This window comes from Aeromonas sp. S2(2024) (assembly GCF_041402505.1).
GTDB classification, from domain to species: domain Bacteria; phylum Pseudomonadota; class Gammaproteobacteria; order Enterobacterales; family Aeromonadaceae; genus Aeromonas; species Aeromonas media.
This window is the reverse complement of the sequence record NZ_JBGLRL010000035.1, coordinates 1-21,434: the sequence shown is the minus strand read 5'-3', so window position 1 is coordinate 21,434 and position 21,434 is coordinate 1. Positions and strand designations below refer to the sequence as shown.

The 21,434-nt window shown below is 61.4% G+C and carries 15 protein-coding genes; 10 read left to right on the top strand and 5 right to left on the bottom strand.

Going from position 1 to position 21,434, the window contains the following annotated elements; all coding sequences use genetic code 11:
- The first annotated feature begins 28 nt into the window (after positions 1 to 28).
- Entirely contained in the window at positions 29 to 5,173 is a 5,145-nt protein-coding gene (locus ACB039_RS20330) for a VCBS domain-containing protein (protein ID WP_371166318.1), read from the top strand.
- A gap of 202 nt (positions 5,174 to 5,375) precedes the next feature.
- On the opposite strand, the gene mdtH is transcribed toward ACB039_RS20330, so the two are convergent.
- Positions 5,376 to 6,569 (bottom strand): multidrug efflux MFS transporter MdtH, encoded by a 1,194-nt coding sequence (gene mdtH / locus ACB039_RS20325; protein WP_041205087.1) that lies wholly within the window; start codon positions 6,567 to 6,569, stop codon positions 5,376 to 5,378.
- Between the two features lie 208 nt (positions 6,570 to 6,777).
- On the opposite strand from mdtH, the gene ACB039_RS20320 reads away from it, so the two are divergent.
- The gene (locus ACB039_RS20320; protein ID WP_371166317.1) at positions 6,778 to 7,677 is read left to right on the top strand and encodes a LysR family transcriptional regulator; all 900 of its coding nucleotides are present in this window, start codon (positions 6,778 to 6,780) and stop codon (positions 7,675 to 7,677) included.
- A 46-nt stretch (positions 7,678 to 7,723) separates the two neighbouring features.
- Here ACB039_RS20320 and ACB039_RS20315 read toward each other — a convergent pair whose 3' ends face one another.
- Complete coding sequence (locus tag ACB039_RS20315; RefSeq protein ID WP_182787725.1) at positions 7,724 to 9,490, bottom strand: M4 family metallopeptidase; 1,767 nt, start codon at positions 9,488 to 9,490, stop codon at positions 7,724 to 7,726.
- A 348-nt stretch (positions 9,491 to 9,838) separates the two neighbouring features.
- Here ACB039_RS20315 and ACB039_RS20310 point away from each other — a divergent pair, with 348 nt between their 5' ends.
- The 8 genes from ACB039_RS20310 (at position 9,839) to putP (ending at position 18,949) form a co-directional block, all read left to right on the top strand.
- A complete protein-coding gene (locus ACB039_RS20310) occupies positions 9,839 to 10,399 on the top strand; it encodes a GNAT family N-acetyltransferase (protein WP_182787727.1) in 561 nt (186 codons plus the stop codon).
- 61 nt (positions 10,400 to 10,460) lie between these two features.
- On the top strand, positions 10,461 to 11,012 hold the full coding sequence (locus ACB039_RS20305) for a GNAT family N-acetyltransferase (protein WP_268424666.1): 552 nt from the start codon (positions 10,461 to 10,463) through the stop codon (positions 11,010 to 11,012).
- 221 nt (positions 11,013 to 11,233) lie between these two features.
- Entirely contained in the window at positions 11,234 to 12,340 is a 1,107-nt protein-coding gene (locus tag ACB039_RS20300) for a 1-acyl-sn-glycerol-3-phosphate acyltransferase (RefSeq protein WP_041206007.1), read from the top strand.
- A gap of 300 nt (positions 12,341 to 12,640) precedes the next feature.
- Positions 12,641 to 13,111, top strand: coding sequence for a YhcH/YjgK/YiaL family protein (locus tag ACB039_RS20295; RefSeq protein WP_041206006.1), 471 nt, complete (start codon positions 12,641 to 12,643; stop codon positions 13,109 to 13,111).
- Positions 13,112 to 13,482: 371 nt separating this feature from the next.
- Entirely contained in the window at positions 13,483 to 14,682 is a 1,200-nt protein-coding gene (locus tag ACB039_RS20290) for an acetate kinase (RefSeq protein WP_041205080.1), read from the top strand.
- A gap of 133 nt (positions 14,683 to 14,815) precedes the next feature.
- Positions 14,816 to 16,057, top strand: a complete 1,242-nt coding sequence (locus ACB039_RS20285) for a mechanosensitive ion channel family protein (RefSeq protein ID WP_043132982.1) — start codon at positions 14,816 to 14,818, stop codon at positions 16,055 to 16,057.
- 185 nt (positions 16,058 to 16,242) lie between these two features.
- Entirely contained in the window at positions 16,243 to 17,166 is a 924-nt protein-coding gene (locus tag ACB039_RS20280) for a L,D-transpeptidase family protein (RefSeq protein WP_043132981.1), read from the top strand.
- A gap of 274 nt (positions 17,167 to 17,440) precedes the next feature.
- On the top strand, positions 17,441 to 18,949 hold the full coding sequence (gene putP / locus ACB039_RS20275) for a sodium/proline symporter PutP (protein ID WP_043132978.1): 1,509 nt from the start codon (positions 17,441 to 17,443) through the stop codon (positions 18,947 to 18,949).
- 61 nt (positions 18,950 to 19,010) lie between these two features.
- Here putP and ACB039_RS20270 read toward each other — a convergent pair whose 3' ends face one another.
- From ACB039_RS20270 to ACB039_RS20260, 3 genes are all read right to left on the bottom strand, one after another.
- Entirely contained in the window at positions 19,011 to 19,601 is a 591-nt protein-coding gene (locus ACB039_RS20270; protein ID WP_371166316.1) for an MliC family protein, read from the bottom strand.
- A gap of 148 nt (positions 19,602 to 19,749) precedes the next feature.
- A complete protein-coding gene (locus ACB039_RS20265; protein ID WP_042648917.1) occupies positions 19,750 to 20,355 on the bottom strand; it encodes an NAD(P)H-dependent oxidoreductase in 606 nt (201 codons plus the stop codon).
- 56 nt (positions 20,356 to 20,411) lie between these two features.
- Positions 20,412 to 20,843, bottom strand: coding sequence for a MerR family transcriptional regulator (locus ACB039_RS20260; protein WP_371166315.1), 432 nt, complete (start codon positions 20,841 to 20,843; stop codon positions 20,412 to 20,414).
- Positions 20,844 to 21,434: the final 591 nt, after the last annotated feature.

Sequence of the window (21,434 nt, the reverse complement as noted above, 5' to 3'; positions counted from 1 at the left end):
CGTGGACGGCACCAAGTCGAGCGTGACCGTGACCATCATCGGCAGCAACGACGCGGCGGTGGTGAGCAGCGCCAACGTGACCCTGACCGAGACCGATGCGCCGCTGGTGACTGGCGGCACCCTGACCGCGACCGACGTGGACAACCCGGACAACACCTTCACCCCGATCACCGTGGTGGGCCAGTACGGCGAGTTCACCCTGGCGAAGGACGGCCAGTGGACCTTCACCGCCAACAGCGCGTTCAACGCGCTGAACGTGGGGGATCAGCTGAGCGAGAGCTTCGCGGTGACCAGCGTGGACGGCACCCCGTCGAGCGTGACCGTGACCATCACCGGTAGCAACGATGCCCCAACTTTGAGTATCGACAGTGGTGCAGTCGTTTCTGAAGAAGGGCTTACTGGCGGGATTGCCGATACCGCAGGCAGCAGTGATAACTCCAACAGCGTTGTCGCCAACGGGAAGATCACGGTCGGTGATGTCGACAGCACGGACACGCTCACTATCAGTCTTAGTGGGCCGACCGGACTGACTTCCGGTGGTTCGGCAGTTCAGTGGACTTGGAATGCAACTACCAAAGTGTTGACCGGTTATACCGGCACTCAGGGCGGGGCGGACTACAAGGAGGTCATTGATGTGAAGTTGACCGCCCCTACCGGCAGCACCAAGGGTGACTGGAACTATGATGTGACCCTCAAGGCGCCGCTTGATCATCCGGATAAGGAAAGTGAAGACGCGCTTAGCTTCAAGGTGGGTGTGTCCGTATCGGATGGCAAAGCAACCGTTACCGATAGTCTGCCTATCACTGTGGAGGACGATGCCCCCATCGCTGGCGATGCTGCTGCGGTTTCGCTGGTGAAAACCAGTATTCCTGATGTATTGACCGGCAAGTTCAGCATGACCGGCTATAGCGGGAATAGCACCAGCATTGATGGTGGCAAGTTCACTATTACTGCCAAAGGGTTCCTCTCTTCAACATCTACGGCTCTGACTGATGCGTTGGTTAATGGCTCGGGCTACGGCATTGGTGTCAAGAGCTCGACAGCTCCATATCACAATATTGAAAACGAGGTCGATTTCCGCAAACTGACCGATGGTTCAGGTGTATCTGAAGAGCTGGTGATCAAGCTGGACGCTGGCACTGTGGCTTACGGTGCCAAGATTGAGTTCAGCAAGATGTTCGGTGGTGAGCTGGAGAGCGGCGTGGTCGAGTTCTACCGTGACGGGGTACTGATCTCAACACTTCCATTTAGGTCAGATGCGGCGGGGGGAGAGTACAACCAGAACTTCCTGGTTCAGCAGGGCGGTTTTGACACCATGGTGATCAAGGCAACCGATAACGGTAAATCGGCAAGCTGGGGTGACAACAGCGACTTTACCGTCAAGTCTATCGAGTTTCTGGGGGCTGATACGCCGCAGGCAATTGCCTATGGTTCGGGTACTGTTGCACCGCAATGGGGGGCGGATGGCAAGGGACATATAGAGCTTTTGGGATCCAATGAAGTGGGTTTGATGACAGCTACTGGTAAAGAGATCTCAATTTCCAGCAAAGCAGGTCTACCCAATACCCTGTATGGCGAAGCCAGTGATGGGACTTTGGTGTTCCGTCTGGAATTTACCCCGGCCACCGGCAAGTGGGAGTTCTTCCAGTATCAGAACATGTCCAAGCCACTGGGTGACAGCGACATCGACTTCCAGATCAAGGTGGTGGATGGGGATGGTGATTCCAGCCTGGGTTCTTTCGCGACCAAGCCGCTGTTTACTCCGATCGTGCAATCGGTATCCAGCGAGAACACAGTGGAAGGCGGCAATCTGCAACATACGGTGACCCTGTCCGATGCGACCCAGGAGGCGACGCAATATGACTTCGCCATCAGGGGCAACGGCATCAACCCGGCCTCCAACCTTGATTGGGGCACCGCCCAGTTCAGCAACGGGGTGACCTATAACAGCACCACCGGCAAGATCACCGTGCCGGCCGGGGTATCCGGTTTTACCGTGACCATTCCGACGGTGAACGATCGTCTGGTCGAGGCAAACGAGACCCTGTCGCTGACCATAGGTGGCCAGAGCGGCACCGGCACCATCCTTGACAATGATCGGGCGCCGACGGCGGCCGGAGGCCATGGCATCGGTGCCGAAGATCAGCCCCAGGTGCTGACCTGGGCCCAGTTCGGTGCCAGCGACGATCAGGCCGCGACCGATCTCGGGGTGCAGATCAACACCCTGCCGCTGAATGGCACCCTCGAATACCTCAATGCTGCGGGGCAATGGGTTGCCGTGTCGGCTGGCTCCCTCATCTCCTACGACGAGGTGAATGCGGGTCATTTGCGCTTCGTGCCTGGTCTGAACGAGTCGAGCACCAATGTCAGCAACGGCGGCGGTGCCTTGATCGGCAACCTGAAGGGGGACTACGCCAGCTTCGATTACCAGGTAAGCGACGGGGCCAACCTCAGCAACAGCGGCAAGCTGGTGATCGACGTGACTGCGGTGGCCGACAAGCCCACGGTCAACGTCACCCTGATGGGGAATGGCATTCCGTCTTACAGCCAGAGCTTCCCGAGCTCGGGGATCACCACGGGCCAGTTCCAGTCTGGCAGCTTCGACAAGGGGGCCCTCGGGATCACCAACACTCTGACCGATAGCACTTCTAGTAAGGACTCCGTGGTGGGCGGTGATGGCAACGACTACATCGTCAGCGTGAAGGGGGGCGGCGACCACTTCGTCGGTGGCAACGGCAATGACGTGCTGGTCGGTGGCAACTCAGTGTCGGGCGATACCCTCGACGGCGGCGTTGGAAACGACATTCTGGTCGCTGGGTTGGGTGGCGATACTCTCTATGGAGGTGCTGGTGATAAAGATATCGCTGTACTGTCCGGCAACCGTGCCGACTACGCCATCACGAAGGGCAGCGGATACTCGATCTATGATCGCTGGTTCGACTTCTCCGTCACGGAGAAGGGGGTCGGCATCACCAAGGCGCTGCATGACGTGGAGTATGTCCAGTTCGCCGACGGCATCTACCAGCTCAACCAGAGCACAGGTGAGCTGACCCTGGTGCAGCCGACCGTGGTCGATTACCCCATCGAGCTGAACGCCTCCCTGAGCGATCGGGATGGCAGTGAGCAGTTCGACAGCCTGGTGCTGAGCGGCATGCCGCAAAACACCCTGCTCTACAACGGCAACCAGCTGCTGGGCACCGCCGGAGCTGACGGCAAGATCACCCTCACCGCCAGCAGCGGCCTGTGGAGTGCGAGCGCGCTGGATGTGAAGCTGAGCGGGCTGACCCTGCGCGTACCCGGCAGCAGTGCCGGCCAGGTCGATCTCAAGGTTGAGGCCATCGCCAAGGAGGTGGGGACCGATCAGACCAGCTCCGCCGCCGACGATGACAGCATCCGCCTGAGCTACTTCAATGCCACCGAAGGGGAGCCGGGCAATCAGAACTGGACCTACGGCAGCGAGCACAACATAGTGGTGGGCGATCTGGATGGCAGCGTGGTGTTGCCGGGCCAGGACTATAACCTTGCGTTTATGATCGACACATCAGAGAGCATAGGTTCGCTTGCTATGGAGACCATCAGGGATCAGTTGACCCTGGTGTTCGAAGATCTTCAGACGAGCGCGGGCAAGGAGGCGGCGGGCAAGGTCAACGTCTTCCTGGTCGATTTTGATACCCAGGCCAATCTTTCCGTCAGCGTGGATCTCAAAGATCCCAACGCGTTGAAGCTGCTGGATGATGTACTGAACCTGATGGATGGTACCTCAGGACTGACCAACTACGAGGATCCGCTCAAGGCAACTTCCAACTGGTTCAACAGCGACATGGCCAAGAACAACACCAATGCGAAGAATTTGGCCTATTTCATCACCGATGGGGCACCGAACTCCTTCTTCTACAACGAAAATACCAATCCGGTCGTTAACACCAAGACTGGGCAAGGGCTGGATACCTTTGTCAACGTTAACAACTATGTGCCAGGCAAGGCCTTCTACGCCGACATTGACGGCATTCAGAGAGTGATTGTCGATGCCAGCGGCAACGTCAAGCAGTGGTCACAAAACTGGCGTGGTAACTGGAGCTCCAAGAACATCGGCGAGATCAAGGCTCAGGGGGATGGGACATTTGAAATATCCATCCGTGATTACGATTGGTCTCGAGCGACTGAGCAAGCATTGGCTGTCCTGCCACTGTTGAAGGAGAATCATGTTCTGCTGGAGGCCATCGGCATCGGCAGCAACGTGTCCATCGACACCCTGAAGCAGTTCGATAGCGATCAGGTGGTGCAGTCCAATGTGTCAGCCGGCGATCTGGCCAGTACCATACTGGGTTCCACCAGCAGTAACCTGCCGGGCAGCGACCGGATCGATGGCGGGGCCGGCGACGACATCCTGTTTGGCGACGCTGTACGCTTCACCGGCATCAGCGGTGAAGGCTACGCAGCCATCAAGCAGTATGTGAGCGGCAAGCTGGGGGCCGGGTCGGTGACCGATGCCCAGGTGCATTCCTACATCACGGATCACGCCAGCGAGTTCGATCAGTCCTCCAGTAACGACAAGGCTGACGTGCTAATCGGCGGGGATGGCAACGACATCCTGTTCGGCCAGGGGGGCGATGACTTCCTGTTCGGCGGGGCTGGCAACGACATCCTGTTCGGTGGTGCCGGCAACGACACCCTGTACGGCGAGAGCGGCAACGATTCCCTGTACGGTGGTAGCGGCAACGATACCCTGTTTGGCGGTATCGGCGACGATACCCTGAGCGGTGGTCTGGGCAATGACATCCTGGTCGGCGGGCTTGGCAATGACATCCTGAAGGGGGATGCGGGGGCCGATACCTTCATCTGGCTGAAGGGGGATACCGAAGCCGGCAAGGTGGCCAAGGACTACATCGTCGACTTCAGCAAGTCGGAAGGGGACAAGCTGGATCTCAGCGATCTGCTCGACAGCGATGGCAGCAAGAGCGAGAGCTCCCTGAAGAGCCTGCTCTCGGTGTTCCAGGACAGCGAGGGGGTGCACCTGCAGGTCAAGGAGAGCGTTACTGCACCGGTAACTCAGGAGATAGTGCTGATGAACCACACCTTCGACACCCTGACGGGGGGCACGGGGACCACGGCCAACCAGGTGATCGATTACATGTTAAATCCGAACAATCACATGCTGGATATCGACAAGTAATCCGGCCAGGGGATCAGAAAGCGGCAGAGCAATCTGCCGCTTTTTTTATGTGCGCGATTCGGTCAGTGAAGTGAGGAAAATAGGGACGAGGGGCCAGCATGGAGAGGCTGGTCGTCGATCCTGTGTTGCGGGATAAAAGAAGGGCGCCGACTCGAATGAGGGGCGCCCGGGGGACTATGTCGGCTGCATGTGTGCTCAGGGATCAGGCATTGACATGGGCCAGACGGGAATCGCGCTGAAAGCAGTTCACCAGCAGCAGCAGGGTGGTGACGCCGACGGTGCCGAGCACCAGCCAGGGCAACCAGGGTTGTCCCTGGGCATTGGCATAGTCATGCAGGGCGCCGCCACCGACGTAACCGGTCATGCCGCCCAGCGCCAGACCAAGGCGACTGAACCCCATGTAGCTGCCGCGCGCCCCCGGCTGCGCCAGCTTGGTCATCAGCGTCTCCCGCGCCGGTTCGGCGATGACGATGCCGAGGTAGAAGCAGGCAAGCAGCAGGAAGACCGTTGGCAAGGTGGTGGCGAAGGCTACCAGCCCGATGCCTGCTGTCATCAGCAATACCCCCGCCATCAACCGGCTCTCCAGCTTGAAGTGCCGTTCGCCATAGCGCGCCAACGGATAGAGCAGCGCCAGCGAGATGGCGGTTTCCAGGGTATACATCCAGCCCACCGCCGTGGTGCTGCCCGCCATCTGCTTGACCAGGATGGGGAAGATCAGCATTACCTGTACCCAGAGTGCGTAGTAGCCGCTCAGGATCAGCACCAGCCGGCAGAAGGCCTTGTCTGCCAGCACCTGGCCAAGGCCAGTCCGGATCGGGGTCGGCCGCAGGGAGAGCTTGTAGGGGGGCAGGATCAGCAGGTTGCACAGGGCCGCGCAGACGAACAGGCCGGCTCCCAGCAGGCAGACATATTCAAAATCGAAGTTCAGCAGCCAGCTGCCGAGCAGGGCGCCCATCACGGCGCCGGCGCTCTCCAGCATCATCAGCAGGGAGATGTAGCGGCCGCGCTCCCGCGGGCGGGTGAACTTGATCACCAGAGCGGCCCGGGGCGGATCGAACAGACAGCCGCCGAGTCCCGAGATGATGCAGGAGAGAATGAGTTCCAGCCCGCTCTGGGCATAGGCCAGGCTGGCAAAGCCCAGCGCCCGCAGCAACATGCCGCAGACGATGAGGGGGCGAGCCCCGAACTTGTCGGCGAGCGAGCCGCCGAAGACCCCCAGCCCCTGCTGGGTCAGTTGGCGCAGCCCCAGCGCCAGCCCGACCACCCCGGCGGCCCAGCCAAGTTGATCCACGAAACGCAGGCTTATCATGGGCATCACCACGAAGAACCCCAGGATCACCAAGAGGGAATCCAATGCCAAGAACCACCGCCCCAACCGCCTCGCCCGCTCCACCATGACCCTTATACCCCTGCTTGCTTCGATGACATTATTTGTTGTGTACTCATTGTCCGAATGGCGCCGTCACCAAACAGAGCCAAGGGCGACGATAAGTCCCTGACTCGCTGGCGTTCTGCCATTTCATGACGATTGATGCTGCTATTCTGGTGGGGCGCCAGATATAGTGGTAGCCGACAACTGGCTATATTTCATATTGGATTTGGTTATGGCTGTGACACTCGATGATTTGCAATTGCTGCTGGACGTGGCCAACCGTGGCAGCTTCAGCAAGGTGGCGGCCATTCGCGGCTGGTCACAACCCATGGTGAGCCAGCGGATCGCCGTGCTGGAGCAGGAGCTGGGTCAGTCCCTGTTTCGTCGCCATCGGCGGGGGGCTACCCCGACCCCGGCCTGCGAGCAGTTTCTGCCGGCCGCGAGCGCAGCCCTGAGCGCCCTGGAGGGGGGGCGGTTGGCGATGCAGGGAGCGCCCGCCCTGCCGCGGATCCGGCTCTCCTGCCTCCCTTCCCTGACCACGGCGGTATTCGGCCCCCTGCTGCTGGCCCTGGTGGATGAAGCTTTCGAGATCCGCTGCAACACGGATCACTCCGGCATCATCATGCAGGAGCTGCTGACCGGCGAGACTGACGTCGGCTTTATCCTCAAGTGTCCCGCCATCGCCGGTATCCAGCTCGAACTGCTCTATCGCTCTCCCATCATAGCGGTGGCCTGCGCCACCCACCCGCTGGCCGGTCGGCAGGGGTTGACCCTGCAGGACATTGCCAACGAGCGGCTGGCCCCCCAGCAGTGGGGCACTGGGTGTGACGAGCTGATCCTGCAGCTGCGGCTGCTGCGCCAGGTGACGAGCCCGCTGCACGCCATCCAGCCAGCCAGTGCGGCGCGGGAGCTGGCATTGGAGCATGGCTTCATCACCCTGATGCCGGCGCTCGCCATTACCCGGGATCTGGAGTTCGGCCGCCTGGTGAGACTGGATGTGACGGATCTGCCGCCGGATCACTGGGATGTGATGATGGCCTGGCGCAGCGGCAAGCGGCCCAATCCCGCCAAGGAGCGGGTGTTGGAGGCGGCGCGCACCCTGGCCAGGCGCTGGTCAGGGAAGCCTGCATAAAAAAACGCCGGACAAGTCCGGCGCTCTCCTTTATTCCCGTTCAGGCTCAGTAGCTAGCCTTGAGGGTCACCCCCGAGAAGGCGCTGAACCCGCTGAGCTGCACGTGCCAGGTGCCCGCTTTGGGGGCATTCAGGGTGCAGGTTTCGGTGTTGCCGCTCTTGTAGGGACGGCAGTCGTAGCTGGTGCTGGTCGGTGCCGAGCCAAACTTCACATAGAGATCAGCATCCCCGCTGCCACCGCTGCTGGCGACCACCAGTTGGCTCTTGCCGGCCGGCACCTCGATGGTGTAGCTCAGCTTGCCCCCCTTGGCGGCTGCGAGGCCGGTCACCGGCACGCCGTTTTGCAGCACAGTGCCGGCCGGTGGCGTGGCGCCGCAGCTGGCGTTGACGCCGACCGTGTTGAAGGCCGCCGCCACATCGGTCAGGCTGTAGCCCAGATCGGTGGCCGCCCTGGTCACGCCACAGGCGCCCTGATCGTAGGTGGTGTTGGCGCCCCAGTAGAGGCGGTTGGCCAGCACAAACACCTCGAACGCCTTGCGGGTATTCCAGCCGCCGGTGTTGGCCAGCAGGTAGAAGGCGCGGTTGTAGACCCCCGAGCTGTGGTGCACGTCGATGCCGTCGTAGTAGTCGCTGGCATGGCCGATGGAGCTGCCATCCCGGGTCGGATCCTCGAAGTAGCGCAAGGAGCCGTTGCCCTTGAAGATCTGGGCTCCCACCAGCCAGTCGTTGCTGCCCTTCATGTAGTTCTCGGCCGCTTCACCCGCCATGTCGGAGAAGGCCTCGTTGATGCCGCCCGACTGACCGGAGTAGACCAGGCCCGAGTTCTGTTCGGTGAAGCCGTGGCTCACCTCATGGGCCGCCACGTCCAGGCTCACCAGGGGGTAGAAGGTGGTGGCACCGTCACCGAAGGTCATCTGGCTGCCGTCCCAGAAGGCGTTCTCGTAGTTGCGGCTGTAGTGCACCCGCATCTTCAGTTTGAAGCTGAGCGGTGCCGTGTTGTACCAGTTGCGGTACATGTCGAACACCACGTTGCCGAAGTAGTGGGCATCGTTGAGCGGCGAGTAGGCGCCGTTGATCTCCTTGACCGTGTTCTCCGGGCAGGTGAACTGATGGATGGCCCCGCCCGTGGTGCCGTGATTCATGTTGAGCGTGTCCACGTTCGTGCCCGTCATGCGGCAGTTGTCGTCCACCTGAAGGGGGCCAAAATCGGCGCCGTAGAAGTACTTGCCGGTCTTGAGGTTGCCGCCCGGGCCGGTGGCGTCCTTGTGGTTGATCCCCTCCCAGCGCTTGAGCTCGGCACCGCTCTGGGCATCGATCACCACGAAGGGGCGGCTCGGCTCTTCGCTCGCCGCGAGCCAGGAGACCAGGTAGATCAGCCGGGCCTGGCCGGCCTCATCCTGCATCACGAACAGCTTGACCCGCTCGTTGCTGCCCTTGGCTCCGGCGCGGGCCTTGAGGGCGGCATCGCCAGGGGAGAGGGCGGCAGTCGGACTGGCCACATCGGCATCGATCTGGCGCAGCATCTGGCCGGAGACCTGGCTTATCTGACCCCCGAGGGACTGCTCGGCCACCAGCACCTGCCCCCAGACCGGGATGCCGTGCCAGGTCTGCTCGTAGCGCACTCGTTGCTGGCCATTGGGCAGCTTGACGGCCCGCACCTGACGAAACTCGCCCTCTCCCGCCAGCGCGCTGACCCCCGCTGCACCGCTCGGTGCTCCCAACAGACCGGCAACCTGATTCACTTCCACCTGTTCTGCCGCCATGGCGGCGCTTCCCCAGCAGGCCAGTACCACGGCCAAATAGACTTTGTTCATCTCGTCTTTCCTTAGTCGATGAATATTACACACCGGGTCTGTCGCCCGGCGCATTTACACTAGTGGGCCCGCCTGAAATTACTGCCTGTCATATGTGACAGAGCAGCATAAAAGAGCAGCAGATCTGACTGTTTTCATCGGTGACAGCTAAAAAACGTCGTAAATTTGGTGCGTTGTACCAAGTGGGAGGATGATTGATGAAATGCTCAATGCGATACCCGAATGGGGGCATCCATATGGGGGTTGCCGGCCGGTGATATGCGCCGAAAGTCCTTGGCAAACAAGGGATTGATTGACTACATTGGCTCCCATGATGGCGAATGCCGGGCCAAAAGCGGGGGAGAAACAATGTTTTCATGGCAACTGGATGACGAACTGGCGCTCCTGTTCCTGCAGCCCGGCATGGCCAGCGAACTCTTTCGCCTCTGCCAGCGCAATCGCGACTATCTCTCCCAGTGGCTGCCCTGGGTGCCCCATATCCAGCAGCCCTCTGACAGCGCCACCTTCATTCGCCACGCCATCGAGAAATTTGCCCGAGGCGAGGGGCTGACCACCGCCATCGAATATCAGGGGGAAGTGGTCGGCGTCATCGGTTACAACCAGATCGATCAGGGGTTGGCCAAGGTCAGCATCGGCTACTGGCTGGCGGAGCGCTGGCAGGGCAACGGCATCATCACCCGGGCCTGTCAGGCGCTGGTTCATCACGCCTTCGAGGAGATGGGGATGGAGAAGGTGGAGATCAGCGCCGCACTGGAGAACGAACCCAGTCGGGCGGTGTGCGAGCGGCTCGGCATGCAGCAGGAGGGGATCACCCGGCGGGCGGAGCGGCTGGCGGACAGGGTGGTGGATCACGTCCACTACGGTCTGCTGCGGGATGACTGGCTCAGGTTGCGGGAAAGGGATCACTGATGGCGTCCCGGTCCAGCCTGGTCGCTGGCACCATGCATGGTCAGGATGGGGAGACACAGTGATGACACTGCCTCATATCACCACGGCCCGTACCCGGCTGACCGTGCTGCCCCCGGAGCGGGCCTGTCTGATGCTGGATTTCTACCAGCGCAACCGCGTTCACCTCGCGCCCTGGGAGCCGAGGCGTGACGAGAGTTTCTATACCCTGGGTCACTGGCAGGGGCGACTGCGCGACGGTTACGGCCAGTTCTTCGATGGCAGCGCCGTGCCATTGGTGGCGCTCGATCCCAAAGGGGAGCGGGTACTCGCCACCTGCAACTTCACCCACATCATGATGGGCATGTTCAAGGCATGCCATCTGGGCTATGCCATCGACCAGGCCCATGAGGGGCAGGGGCTGATGCAGGAGGTGGTGGCCGCCGGCATCGACTACCTGTTCCGGGAGCGCGGCCTGCACCGCATCATGGCAAGCTACATGCCAGCGAACCGGCGCAGCGGCGCCTTGCTGGCGCGTCTCGGGTTCGAGCAGGAAGGCTATGCCCGGGACTACCTGATGATCAATGGCCGCTGGGAGGACCACGTCCTCACCGCGCTGCTCAATCCGGCAGGTTGAGGCCCATATGGCTTTCTCCGTGCTGGGCCAGTTCCTTCTCAAGCCGTTGGCACAGACCGTCCCGGATCCTGGTTACCCAGGTTATCTCGGCTTTTTCACGGCAAGATCGCACTATCTGTATGCCTCTCATACCCCTGACCCCAAAAGCGTGTAAAATTGCGCCCTGAATTTTCCCGGCCAGCAGCAGCTGGTCGCGACTCCATACATGCAAGGCTGACATTGTGACAGAAGTAGATAGATTCGCGGACATTCGCCCCTATCGCGATGACGAAGTGCCGGCTGCCATCGAGCGGCTGATCCAGGATGACGAGTTTATCGGCGCCATCGCCAAATACCGTTTCGGTTCCCTGATGAGCTGGCTGGGCTGGGCCATTCGCCCGCTGATCCGCCAGTTCCTGCGCCACAAGTGGGCCAAGGTCAGCACCATCCATCAGGTGCAGATGGGGGTGACCCGTTACATGAGCCGCATGATCGCCACCTCCACCCAGGGGGTGAGCTTCTCCGGTCTCGAGCATCTGAAGAAGGAGCAGGGCTACCTGTTCGTCTCCAACCACAGGGACATCGCCATGGATCCGGCGTTCGTCAACTGGGGGCTGCACACCCACGGTTTCGATACCGTGCGCATCGCCATCGGTGACAACCTGCTGCGCAAGCCCTGTGCCACCGAGCTGATGAAGCTCAACAAGAGCTTCATCGTCAAGCGCTCCGCCAAGGGGCCGCGGGAGATGATGAAAGCCCTCGGCGAGCTGTCGGCCTACATCGGTCAGTCGGTGCACGAAGGCCACTCCATCTGGATCGCCCAGAAGGAAGGGCGCGCCAAGAACGGGGACGACAAGACGGATCCGGCCATCCTCAAGATGTTCTACGTGGATGGCAAGAAGCAGAAGATCGACTTCGTCGACTACATGCGCAGTCTCAATATCGTGCCGGTCAGCATCAGCTACGAGGTGGATCCCACCGACAAGGCCAAGGCGCGGGAGCTCTACGAGAAGTCGGTCAACGGCAGCTATGAGAAGGGCGAGTTCGAGGACATCGAGAGCATAGTCGCCGGCATCATCGGCCAGAAGGGGCGAGTACATGTCTCCTTCGGTGCCCCCATCACCGAGGGCTTCAGCGATCCGGACGAACTGGCCGCGCTCATCGACAAGGCGATCTGGAGCAGCTACCGCCTCTTCCCGGGCAACTACCTGGCCGCAGATGTGCCCGGCAAGGCCAGCACCATAGAGCAGACCGCCTTCCTGACCCGCCAGTCGGAGGTGCCGGAAGAGCACAAGGCCATCTGGCGTGCCATGTACGCCAAGCCGGTGGAGAACGCCCGCAAGGCTTGAATGACGCCGATTCGGTGAAAAAAACGGGAGCAGATGCTCCCGTTTTTGCGTCTGGTCAAAGTCGGTGGCAATGGACTAGTGAATAATATTGTTTCAACTGGTACGATCATCGGGTGAATGAGCGGGTATCTCTTGGCAAGGGGCGGGCGACTGTGCAACAGTGACCCGGCGCCAACAAGATGAATCAGGCGCTTTTCGAGTCTGCATGGATGGCAGGCGACGCTGAATAAGGACCTTTAGGGGTCCTTTTTCATTGATGGACAAAGATAGACGGCAGATATACCTAAGGATGCGAACCCCATGATCACCGGCAGTCTGGATACCTTGCAACGCACCCCCTTGCCCGCCCCGCTGGCCCGCATCATGGCCGAGGTGGTGAAGAGCCTTGCCCACTGGAGTGAGGCGCAGCTTGGGAAACATGACATAGACGGTCTCAAGCTATTCTGCCTGGTGAGCGAAGCGCTGACCGAGCCGGTCGCGGATCGCCGCGGCGAGTTTCATGAGCAGTATCTGGACATCCAGCTGCTGCTGCGGGGGGAGGAGTGGATCGGCGTCGGGCCCCATGCCTATGTGAACGACGGTGCCGATCATCCCCACCCCGATCTCTGGTTCGTCGATGACGACCAGACCAGTTATCTGGCGTTGCAGCCCGGCGACTTTGCCATCTTCTGGCCGGGAGAACTGCATCGCCCTCTCTGTACCCTGACTACCCCAGGCTTGGTGAAGAAGCTGGTTGTCAAGGTCCACCAGTCGTTGCTGGCCACTGTCTGAGCCGCAGCGCCGGGTGCCCGGGCACCCGCCACAACAGGGCCGCCGCTCGGCCCGTCCCGAATCGATGATTCGACGCGCGCGCCAGGCCCAGAGTTGGCGGTCGGCGCCAGACAGTTTGAGATAGATGAGCGCGCCAGATCATGAGTCGGCGCCAGAGAGTTTGAAAGGATGAGTGCGCCAGGCCCAGCGTTGGTGGTCGGCGCCAGACAGTTTGAGATAGATGAGCGCGCCAGATCATGAGTCGGCGCCAGACAGTTTGAAAAATTGGGCGCACTTTCCTGCGACCATAACGCCCCCGGCAGGGGAATCCCATCCATGTTGGATGACACGACACTGTCGGCGTAAAGCCGAAGCACAGGAAGATGTAGAACATGAGCAAGTTGGTATTGATCCTTAACTGCGGTAGCTCTTCCCTGAAATTTGCCGTAATGGACGCCGAAACAGGTGAGGACATGCTGTCCGGCCTGGCCGAATGCTTCAATCTGGATGACGCACGTATCAAATGGAAACTCCACGGAGTCAAGGGCGAGGCCATGCTGGGCGCGGGCGCTGCGCACCAGGAAGCCCTTGACCACATAGTGGGTCACATCCTGCCCCAGGATCCGACACTCGCCGAGCAACTGGTCGCCATCGGCCATCGCATCGTGCACGGTGGCGAGCAGTTCTCCCGCTCCGTTCGCATCGATGATGGCGTCATCGCCGGCATCGAGGCCGCCATTCCGTTCGCCCCCCTGCACAACCCGGCGCACCTCATCGGCATCCGTGCCGCCCTCAAGGTCTTCCCGGCCCTGGCCGAGAAGAACGTGGCCGTGTTCGACACCGCCTTCCACCAGACCTTGCCGCAGGAAGCCTACCTCTACGCGCTGCCCTACAAGCTCTATCAGGAGAACGGCATCCGTCGTTACGGCGCCCACGGCACTTCCCATCGCTTCATCGCCGAAGAGACCGCCAAGGCGCTGGGCAAGCCGCTGTCCGAGCTCAACATCATCAACTGCCATCTGGGCAATGGTGCCTCCGTCTGCGCCATCCGAAACGGCGAGTCCGTCGATACCTCCATGGGCCTGACCCCGCTGGAAGGGCTGGCCATGGGCACCCGCTCTGGTGACATCGACCCTGCCGTGGTCTTCTTCATGCACGACCAGCTCGGTTACAGCGTGGACGAGATCAACCAGGTGCTGACCCGTGAATCCGGTCTGCTGGGCATGACCGAGGCGAGCAGCGACTGCCGTTACGTCACCACCAACTACGCCACCGACGCCGGCGCCAAGCGTGCGCTGGATGTCTTCACCTACCGGGTGGCCAAGTATGTGGGTGCCTACGCCGCCGCCATGGACGGTCGCCTGGACGCCCTGGTGTTCACCGGCGGGATCGGCGAGAACGCCGCCATGGTGCGCGAGATGGTGCTGGCACGGCTGGCCCTGTTCGGCTTCAAGGTTGATAAAGAGGCGAACAACGCCGCCGTGCTCGGTGGCGAAGGCCCCATCACCGCCGAAGGCAGCCGCCTGGCGCTGGTGATGCCCACCAACGAGGAGCTGGTCATCGCTCGCGATGCCCTGAGCCTGGTCGGCTGACGCCACCTCGCAGCGAATCAACGCCCGGCCTGTGCCGGGCGTTGTCGTTTCGGGGGCACATTGAGCAAGCTGTCATTTGACATGAGGGGCCAGATACGTACCCTGACCGCAGTTTCACGTCCCGGAGGTAGAGATGAAGGAGATATTTTTCAACTGGTTGTCAGGCCTGGGTGTCGATGTGACCCCCATGATCGCCCTGGTGATCGCCCTGGGCTTCATCGTGCTGACCGCTCTGGCCCTGCACCTGGTGCTGCACCGTATCCTGCTGGTGCGTCTGGTGGGGCTGCTCGGCAAGACCAAGCAGGTGTGGCTGCCGCCCCAGCTGCAGCAGCGCCTGTTCTACCGGCTCGCCCTGGTGTTGCAGGGGGCCGTGCTGCTCGGTCAGGCGGAGATCTGGCTGCCCAAGGCATCCGACAGCCTGCAACTGATCGAGATGCTGGCCCAGCTCTGGATCCTGCTGTTCCTGCTGCTCGCGCTGTTTGCCCTGCTCGATTGCCTGCTGTCGGTGAGCCGCCATACCCGGCTCGGACGGGACCTGCCCCTGCGCGGCATCTTCCAGGGAGTGAAACTGGTGGCCAGCATCCTGGTCGGCATCCTGATGATCGCCCTGCTGCTCGGCAAGTCGCCGCTCTTCCTGTTCAGCGGCCTGGGGGCCATGACCGCGGTCCTGATGCTGGTGTTCAAGGACCCCATCCTCGGTCTGGTGGCCGGCATCCAGCTCTCCGCCAACCGCATGCTGAGCGTCGGTGACTGGCTGCAGATGGACAAGTACGGCGCCGATGGCGAGGTGACTGACATCGGCCTCACCACGGTCAAGGTGTCGAACTGGGACAAGACCATCACCACCATCCCCACCTATGCCCTCATCTCCGACTCCTTCAAGAACTGGCAGGGGATGACGGAGTCCGGCGGCCGGCGCATCAAGCGCAGCGTCAACATCGACATGACCAGCGTGCGCTTCCTCACCACCGAGGAGCAGTTGCAGCTCAAGCAGGCCAAGTTGCTGGCCCCCTATCTCAGCCGCAAGGAGCAGGAGCTGAGTGCCTACAACCAGCAGCTCAGCGATGCCATCAGCTGTCCCATCAATGGCCGTCACCTCACCAACCTTGGCACCCTGCGCGCCTATCTGGATGCCTACCTGCGTGCCCACCCCGGCATTCGCAAGGACATGACCCTGATGGTGCGCCAGCTGGCACCGACCTCCGACGGCCTGCCGCTGGAGATCTACTGCTTCACGGCGACCACCGCCTGGGCCGATTACGAAGGGATCCAGGCCGATATATTCGACCACATATTCGCCATTATCGGGCAATTTCATCTGCGGTTGCATCAATCCCCAACCGGTTATGACATGCATGCCTGGAAGAACGGGTGATTTGATTATTGTTACAGGACGAGGCCAGGGGAAAACGCCATATTAATCATCGACCCGTCACCACGTGTCGGTTGAAATTTGCGGTGCAGAGGAGAAAAATGGCGGCCTTCTCTTCGCCCCGGGCGCGCACGCCGAGCCCGGTCTGGCACAGAGTGCTGTATCACCCCCTATATCACAGGAAAGTTATGAAGCTCCTCCACAACACGGCGGCCGCACTGTGCTGCAGCCTGCTCCTGGCCGCCCCCGGGTTTGCCATCGAATATGCCCTGCCTGCGGCCAACAGCCGCCTGGTGGGCGAGAACCTGGAATACGTGGTGCCGGCCGAAGAGGCGGGCCAGCCCCTGGAAGCGGCCGCGGCCAAGTTCCAGCTGGGATTGACCAACATGCTGGAAGCGAACCCCAAGGCGGATCCCCTGTTGCTGCAGGCGGGTGAGAAGCTGGTCGTGCCGCACCAGCTGATCCTGCCGGATGCCCCCCGCGAGGGCATAGTGCTGAACGTCGCCGAGATGCGCCTCTACTACTACCCGAAGGGCAAGAAGGTAGTGGAAGTGCTGCCGATCGGCATCGGCCAGCTCGGCACCGACACCCCGGAAGACTGGGTGACCAGCGTACAGCGCAAGAAGGCGGGCCCGACCTGGACCCCGACCGCCAAGATGCATGCCGAATACGCCGCCCGCGGCGAGACCCTGCCTGCGGTCTGGCCGGCCGGCCCGGACAACCCCATGGGGCTGTTTGCGCTCTACATCGGCAAGATGTACGCCATCCACGGCACCAATGCCCAGTTCGGCATCGGTCTGCGGGTGAGCCACGGTTGTGTGCGCCTGCGTAACGACGACATCGAGTATCTGTTCAAGCAGGTACCGGTCGGCACCCGCGTCCAGTTCGTGAACCAGCCGATCAAGGCCTCGGTCGAGCCGGATGGCAGCCGCTACCTGGAAGTGCACCAGCCGCTCTCCCGCAGCCAGGAGGAGTTCAACTCCAGCCTGCCGGCACCCTTGCCCATGTCCACTGCTGTGACCCGCTTCATCGCCCACGCCGACAGCGATTCCCAGTTGGTCAAGCAGGCCCTGGAACAGCGCAGCGGCATGCCCATCGCCATCAACCGCTGATCCGGTTGCCCTCGATGTCGAGCCCCGGCCAAGGTCGGGGCTTTTTTATGATGCAGGGGAGGGGATCCCACGGATAAGTCTTTGCACCGCCGGGATATAATCCGGCCTAACCGCTCTTGATTGGTTACTTGATTAGGTGTGAAACGTTTTCCCTGTGTTTTTTATTTGTTAAAAGTGGTTGTGATCAGGCGATCTGCTGATTACTCTAGGCCGGTTTTTTTAAGGAAGAGTTCGTCGCAAGAACGAACACAGACGTCACATAACGGAGTTTTGAATGACAGCTAGCACCCCAATGCTCATCACCTTTTTGGTGTACATCCTCGGGATGGTGTTGATCGGCTTCATCGCCTATCGCGCCACCCAGAACTTTGACGACTACATTCTCGGCGGCCGCCGCATGGGGAGCTGGGTCACCGCCCTCTCCGCCGGGGCCTCCGACATGAGCGGCTGGCTCCTGATGGGCCTGCCGGGCGCCGTCTTCATCGGCGGCATCTCCGAGAGCTGGATCGCCATCGGCCTCACCATAGGTGCCTACTTCAACTGGCGGTGGGTAGCCGGTCGGCTGCGGGTTCACACCGAGAAGAACCGCAACGCCCTGACCCTGCCGGACTACTTCACCTACCGTTTCGAGGACAAGAGCCGGGTGCTGCGCATCCTCTCCGCCCTGGTGATCCTGCTGTTCTTCACCATCTACTGTGCCTCCGGCGTGGTGGCCGGTGCCCGCCTGTTCGAGAGCACCTTCGGCATGAGCTATGACACCGCCCTCTGGGTCGGTGCCGCGGCCACCATCACCTACACCTTCTTCGGCGGCTTCCTCGCGGTGAGCTGGACAGATACGGTGCAGGCGACCCTGATGATCTTCGCCCTGATCCTCACCCCGGTATTCGTCATCATCGCCGTCGGCGGCATCGACACCGCCATGGTGCAGGTAGCGGCACAGAACGCCAGCAACCTCGACATGTTCAAGAACCTGGACTTCATCGCCATCATCTCGCTGATGGCCTGGGGCCTGGGCTACTTCGGCCAGCCCCACATACTGGCGCGCTTCATGGCGGCGGACTCCCACCACTCCATGGTCAATGCCCGCCGTATCAGCATGACCTGGATGGTGTTCTGCCTCGGCGGCGCCGTGGCCATCGGCTTCTTCGGCCTCTCCTACTTCTCCACCTTCACCGAGCAGGCCGCCGGTGTTACCGGCAACCCGGAGCGGGTCTTCATCGAGCTCTCCAAGATACTGTTCAACCCCTGGATTGCCGGCGTGCTGCTCTCCGCCATTCTGGCGGCGGTGATGAGCACCCTGAGCTGTCAGCTGCTGGTCTGCTCCAGCGCCATCACCGAAGATCTCTACAAGCCCTTCCTGCGCAAGAATGCCTCCCAGAAAGAGCTGGTGTGGGTCGGCCGTGCCATGGTGCTGCTGATCGCCGTGGTGGCCATCGCTGTCGCCGTGAACCCGGAGAACCGGGTACTGGGGCTGGTGAGCTACGCCTGGGCCGGTTTCGGTGCCGCCTTCGGCCCCGTGGTGCTGCTCTCCGTGCTCTGGTCGCGCATGACCCGCAACGGCGCCCTGGCCGGCATGCTGACCGGTGCCATGACAGTCATCGTCTGGAAGCAGTTCGGCTGGCTGGGTCTGTATGAAATCATCCCGGGCTTCGTCTTCGCCACCCTGGCCATAGTGCTGTTCAGCCTGCTGGACAAGGCCCCCTCCAAGGCCATGCTGGATCGCTTCGCCGATGCCGAGCGGGAGTTCCAGACCCCCATGGCCGAGGCGATAGCGGTGAAATAACCCCGGTGACCGCCAACAAAAAGCCCCGCAACTGCGGGGCTTTTTTCATGGCGAGGCGGGCTTATTGGCCGCTGACCCGGCACTGCCGGGCGGCTTGGTCATAACGCTCCAGCCTGGCTTCGTTCCCCTTGGTCAGCAGCGTGAGATTCTGCCCCTCATAACGGGCGCCGCTGGCGCTGGGGGCTTCAAAGGCGAGCACCTGCGACTGCTGCGCCCCCTCGCTCAGGTTGATCACGGCGGCGGGCCGCTTGGCCTCGTTGTAGAAGTAGGTCGAGAGCCGGATCCCGCCGTCGCACTGGTAGTCGACCGGGCTTGGCACCCTCAGCTGGCCCCCCTTTATCTGCAGCTCTGTGATGCGCAACTGGTAGCTCTCCTCCACGCATTGGCGCGAGTCGCTCTCTTTCCAGCACTCGTTGCGCCCCTTGAGCCAGCCGCGCTGCATCGCCTTCTCCGTCTTCTGCTGCTCCGCCGACAGCTGGTTCATCGCCTTGGGGTAGAGGGCCGCAAGCTCGTTATCCAGCGCCGCCAGCCCGGCGTCCTGGCAGACAAGCTGCTCGGCCGCGCTGTGGGCCTTGGTGCAGTCAAAGGAAGGGGTGGCGGCACTGGCCAGCAGCGGCATCAAGGCGAGGGTGCCCAGCAACATCTTGGTCATCGAAAAGGCTCCAGCAAGAGGGGATTCCCGCTTACTACAGCACAAGGGCGCCGGGCCGCCGAGGACTTTTTCACCCCAGGCTCCCTTGCCCGCCCCTTTGGGCAGCGCTGCCGACAACCCTGGTCACCTGGGTCGCCGACGCCCTGGCTCAGGGTCGTCGCCGCGCCAACTGCTGCGCATCCTGGCGAGCGGCGGCCCCGGCTTGCGTGAGCCAGCGCTGGCGCGCCTTTTCATCCGAGGTGTGGACGGGCCCCAGATGCTGGCGGTGGGTCAGCTGTATGCCGCAGAGCCCCAGCACCGGCTTGGCGAGGGTGCGCTCGACGGGGGAGCCCAGCCACCAGCGGTAGTACCAGACAGGGCTGTCCATGGTGAGCAGCAGGCGCGCCGTCTTGCCGGCGAGCAGGCGCTCGGGAAGCGCCTTGCCCTTCTGATAGCGAAAGGCAAATCCCGAGAGCAGCGTTCTGTCCAGCAACCCCTTGAGCCGGGCCGGCAGGTGGCCCCACCAGAGGGGGGCCACGATCACCAGATGGTGAGCCTGCTTCAGGCTCTGCTGCAATACCTGCAGATCGGGCTCGAGGGGCTGCGCCTCGTCATAGCCATGGTGCAGATCCGGTTCGAAGGCGAGCTCCCCCACGTGATGCAGGGTGACCTCTGCGCCGCCCTCCTCGGCGCTGCGGGCGTACTCCCGGGCCAGGGCATGGCAAAGGCTGTCGGGTTTGGGGTTGCCGTTGATGATAAGCAGCTTGGGTGTCATGGCGTGGCTCCTGATGAAGTGAGCCCCCATTACACCCCTTGTCCCATGGGACAGAGTCAAGCCACCTTGTGTACCCGTCCTGCAAGCCCTTGCTCAGCCTGCGGGAGCGGCTCGCTCTGGCCAGGGGCGCCATAGCGGCAGGGGTGCAGCGCCAGCAGGGCGGCGCACTGGGTCAGGGATTGATGCTGGCGTTGCAGCTTGGCGATCTCCGCCTCGATCTGCGCCAGCTTGCCCGCGATAAGCTGCTCCACCTTCTGCCAAGGGAAGTGGTCGAGGCTGGTGACGTCCGCGAGCAGGGGAACCAGCTCCCCGAGCTTGCAGCCAAGCCGCTGGGCCTCGCGGATAAAGCCGACCCACTCCAGATCCTCTGCCCGGTAGACGCGATACTTGCCGCGCCGTCTGGGCTCGGGCAGCAGCCCGAGCTGCTCGTAGAGACGGACTGCCTTTGGAGTGGTGCCCGCCAGCCGGGCAAATTCGCCGATATACATGGTGCTGCTCGCAAAGGTTGTTCGAGTAGGGGCTCACTATAGGCCAGTGGCAGGGGGGAATGCATCCCCGTGGGAGAGGGAAGAGTTGGATTGGCAAGGTACACCCACCTTGCTAGTCAAGTCTGCTATCGAGATGGTGGGTGTCGTTGATTTAACGACGTAGAACCTAACTAGGATTTAAGCAGTCCCACATGAGTGATTTGTTAAGGCTACAAATTTTCCATCATAGCCCCAAAACTATTCCATTTTTCCAAAACAACTTTATGTAATGAGTTAGAAACCGAATCTATAGATTGACCGACTAAAAGCGCAGCCGAATTAAAACCTTGCAGGCTAGAATTCACCTCAATTTGAATACTTCCTTGCCCGAACATATGGGAAATACCATCAACAGGATTAGAGTATCCCTTAAATAGCCCTTTCAATATACCACCGAACCCTGAGTTTGTTTCCAACACATTGAGGTGAGCTATCGCTAAGACTGTAGTGGTCTAATCATCCCGGACACCATTTTAGGTGGTACAGTCGCCACCATGACTTGAGGTGTTCAATGACAAGATTACGTCGCTCATTTACTGCTGAATTCAAACT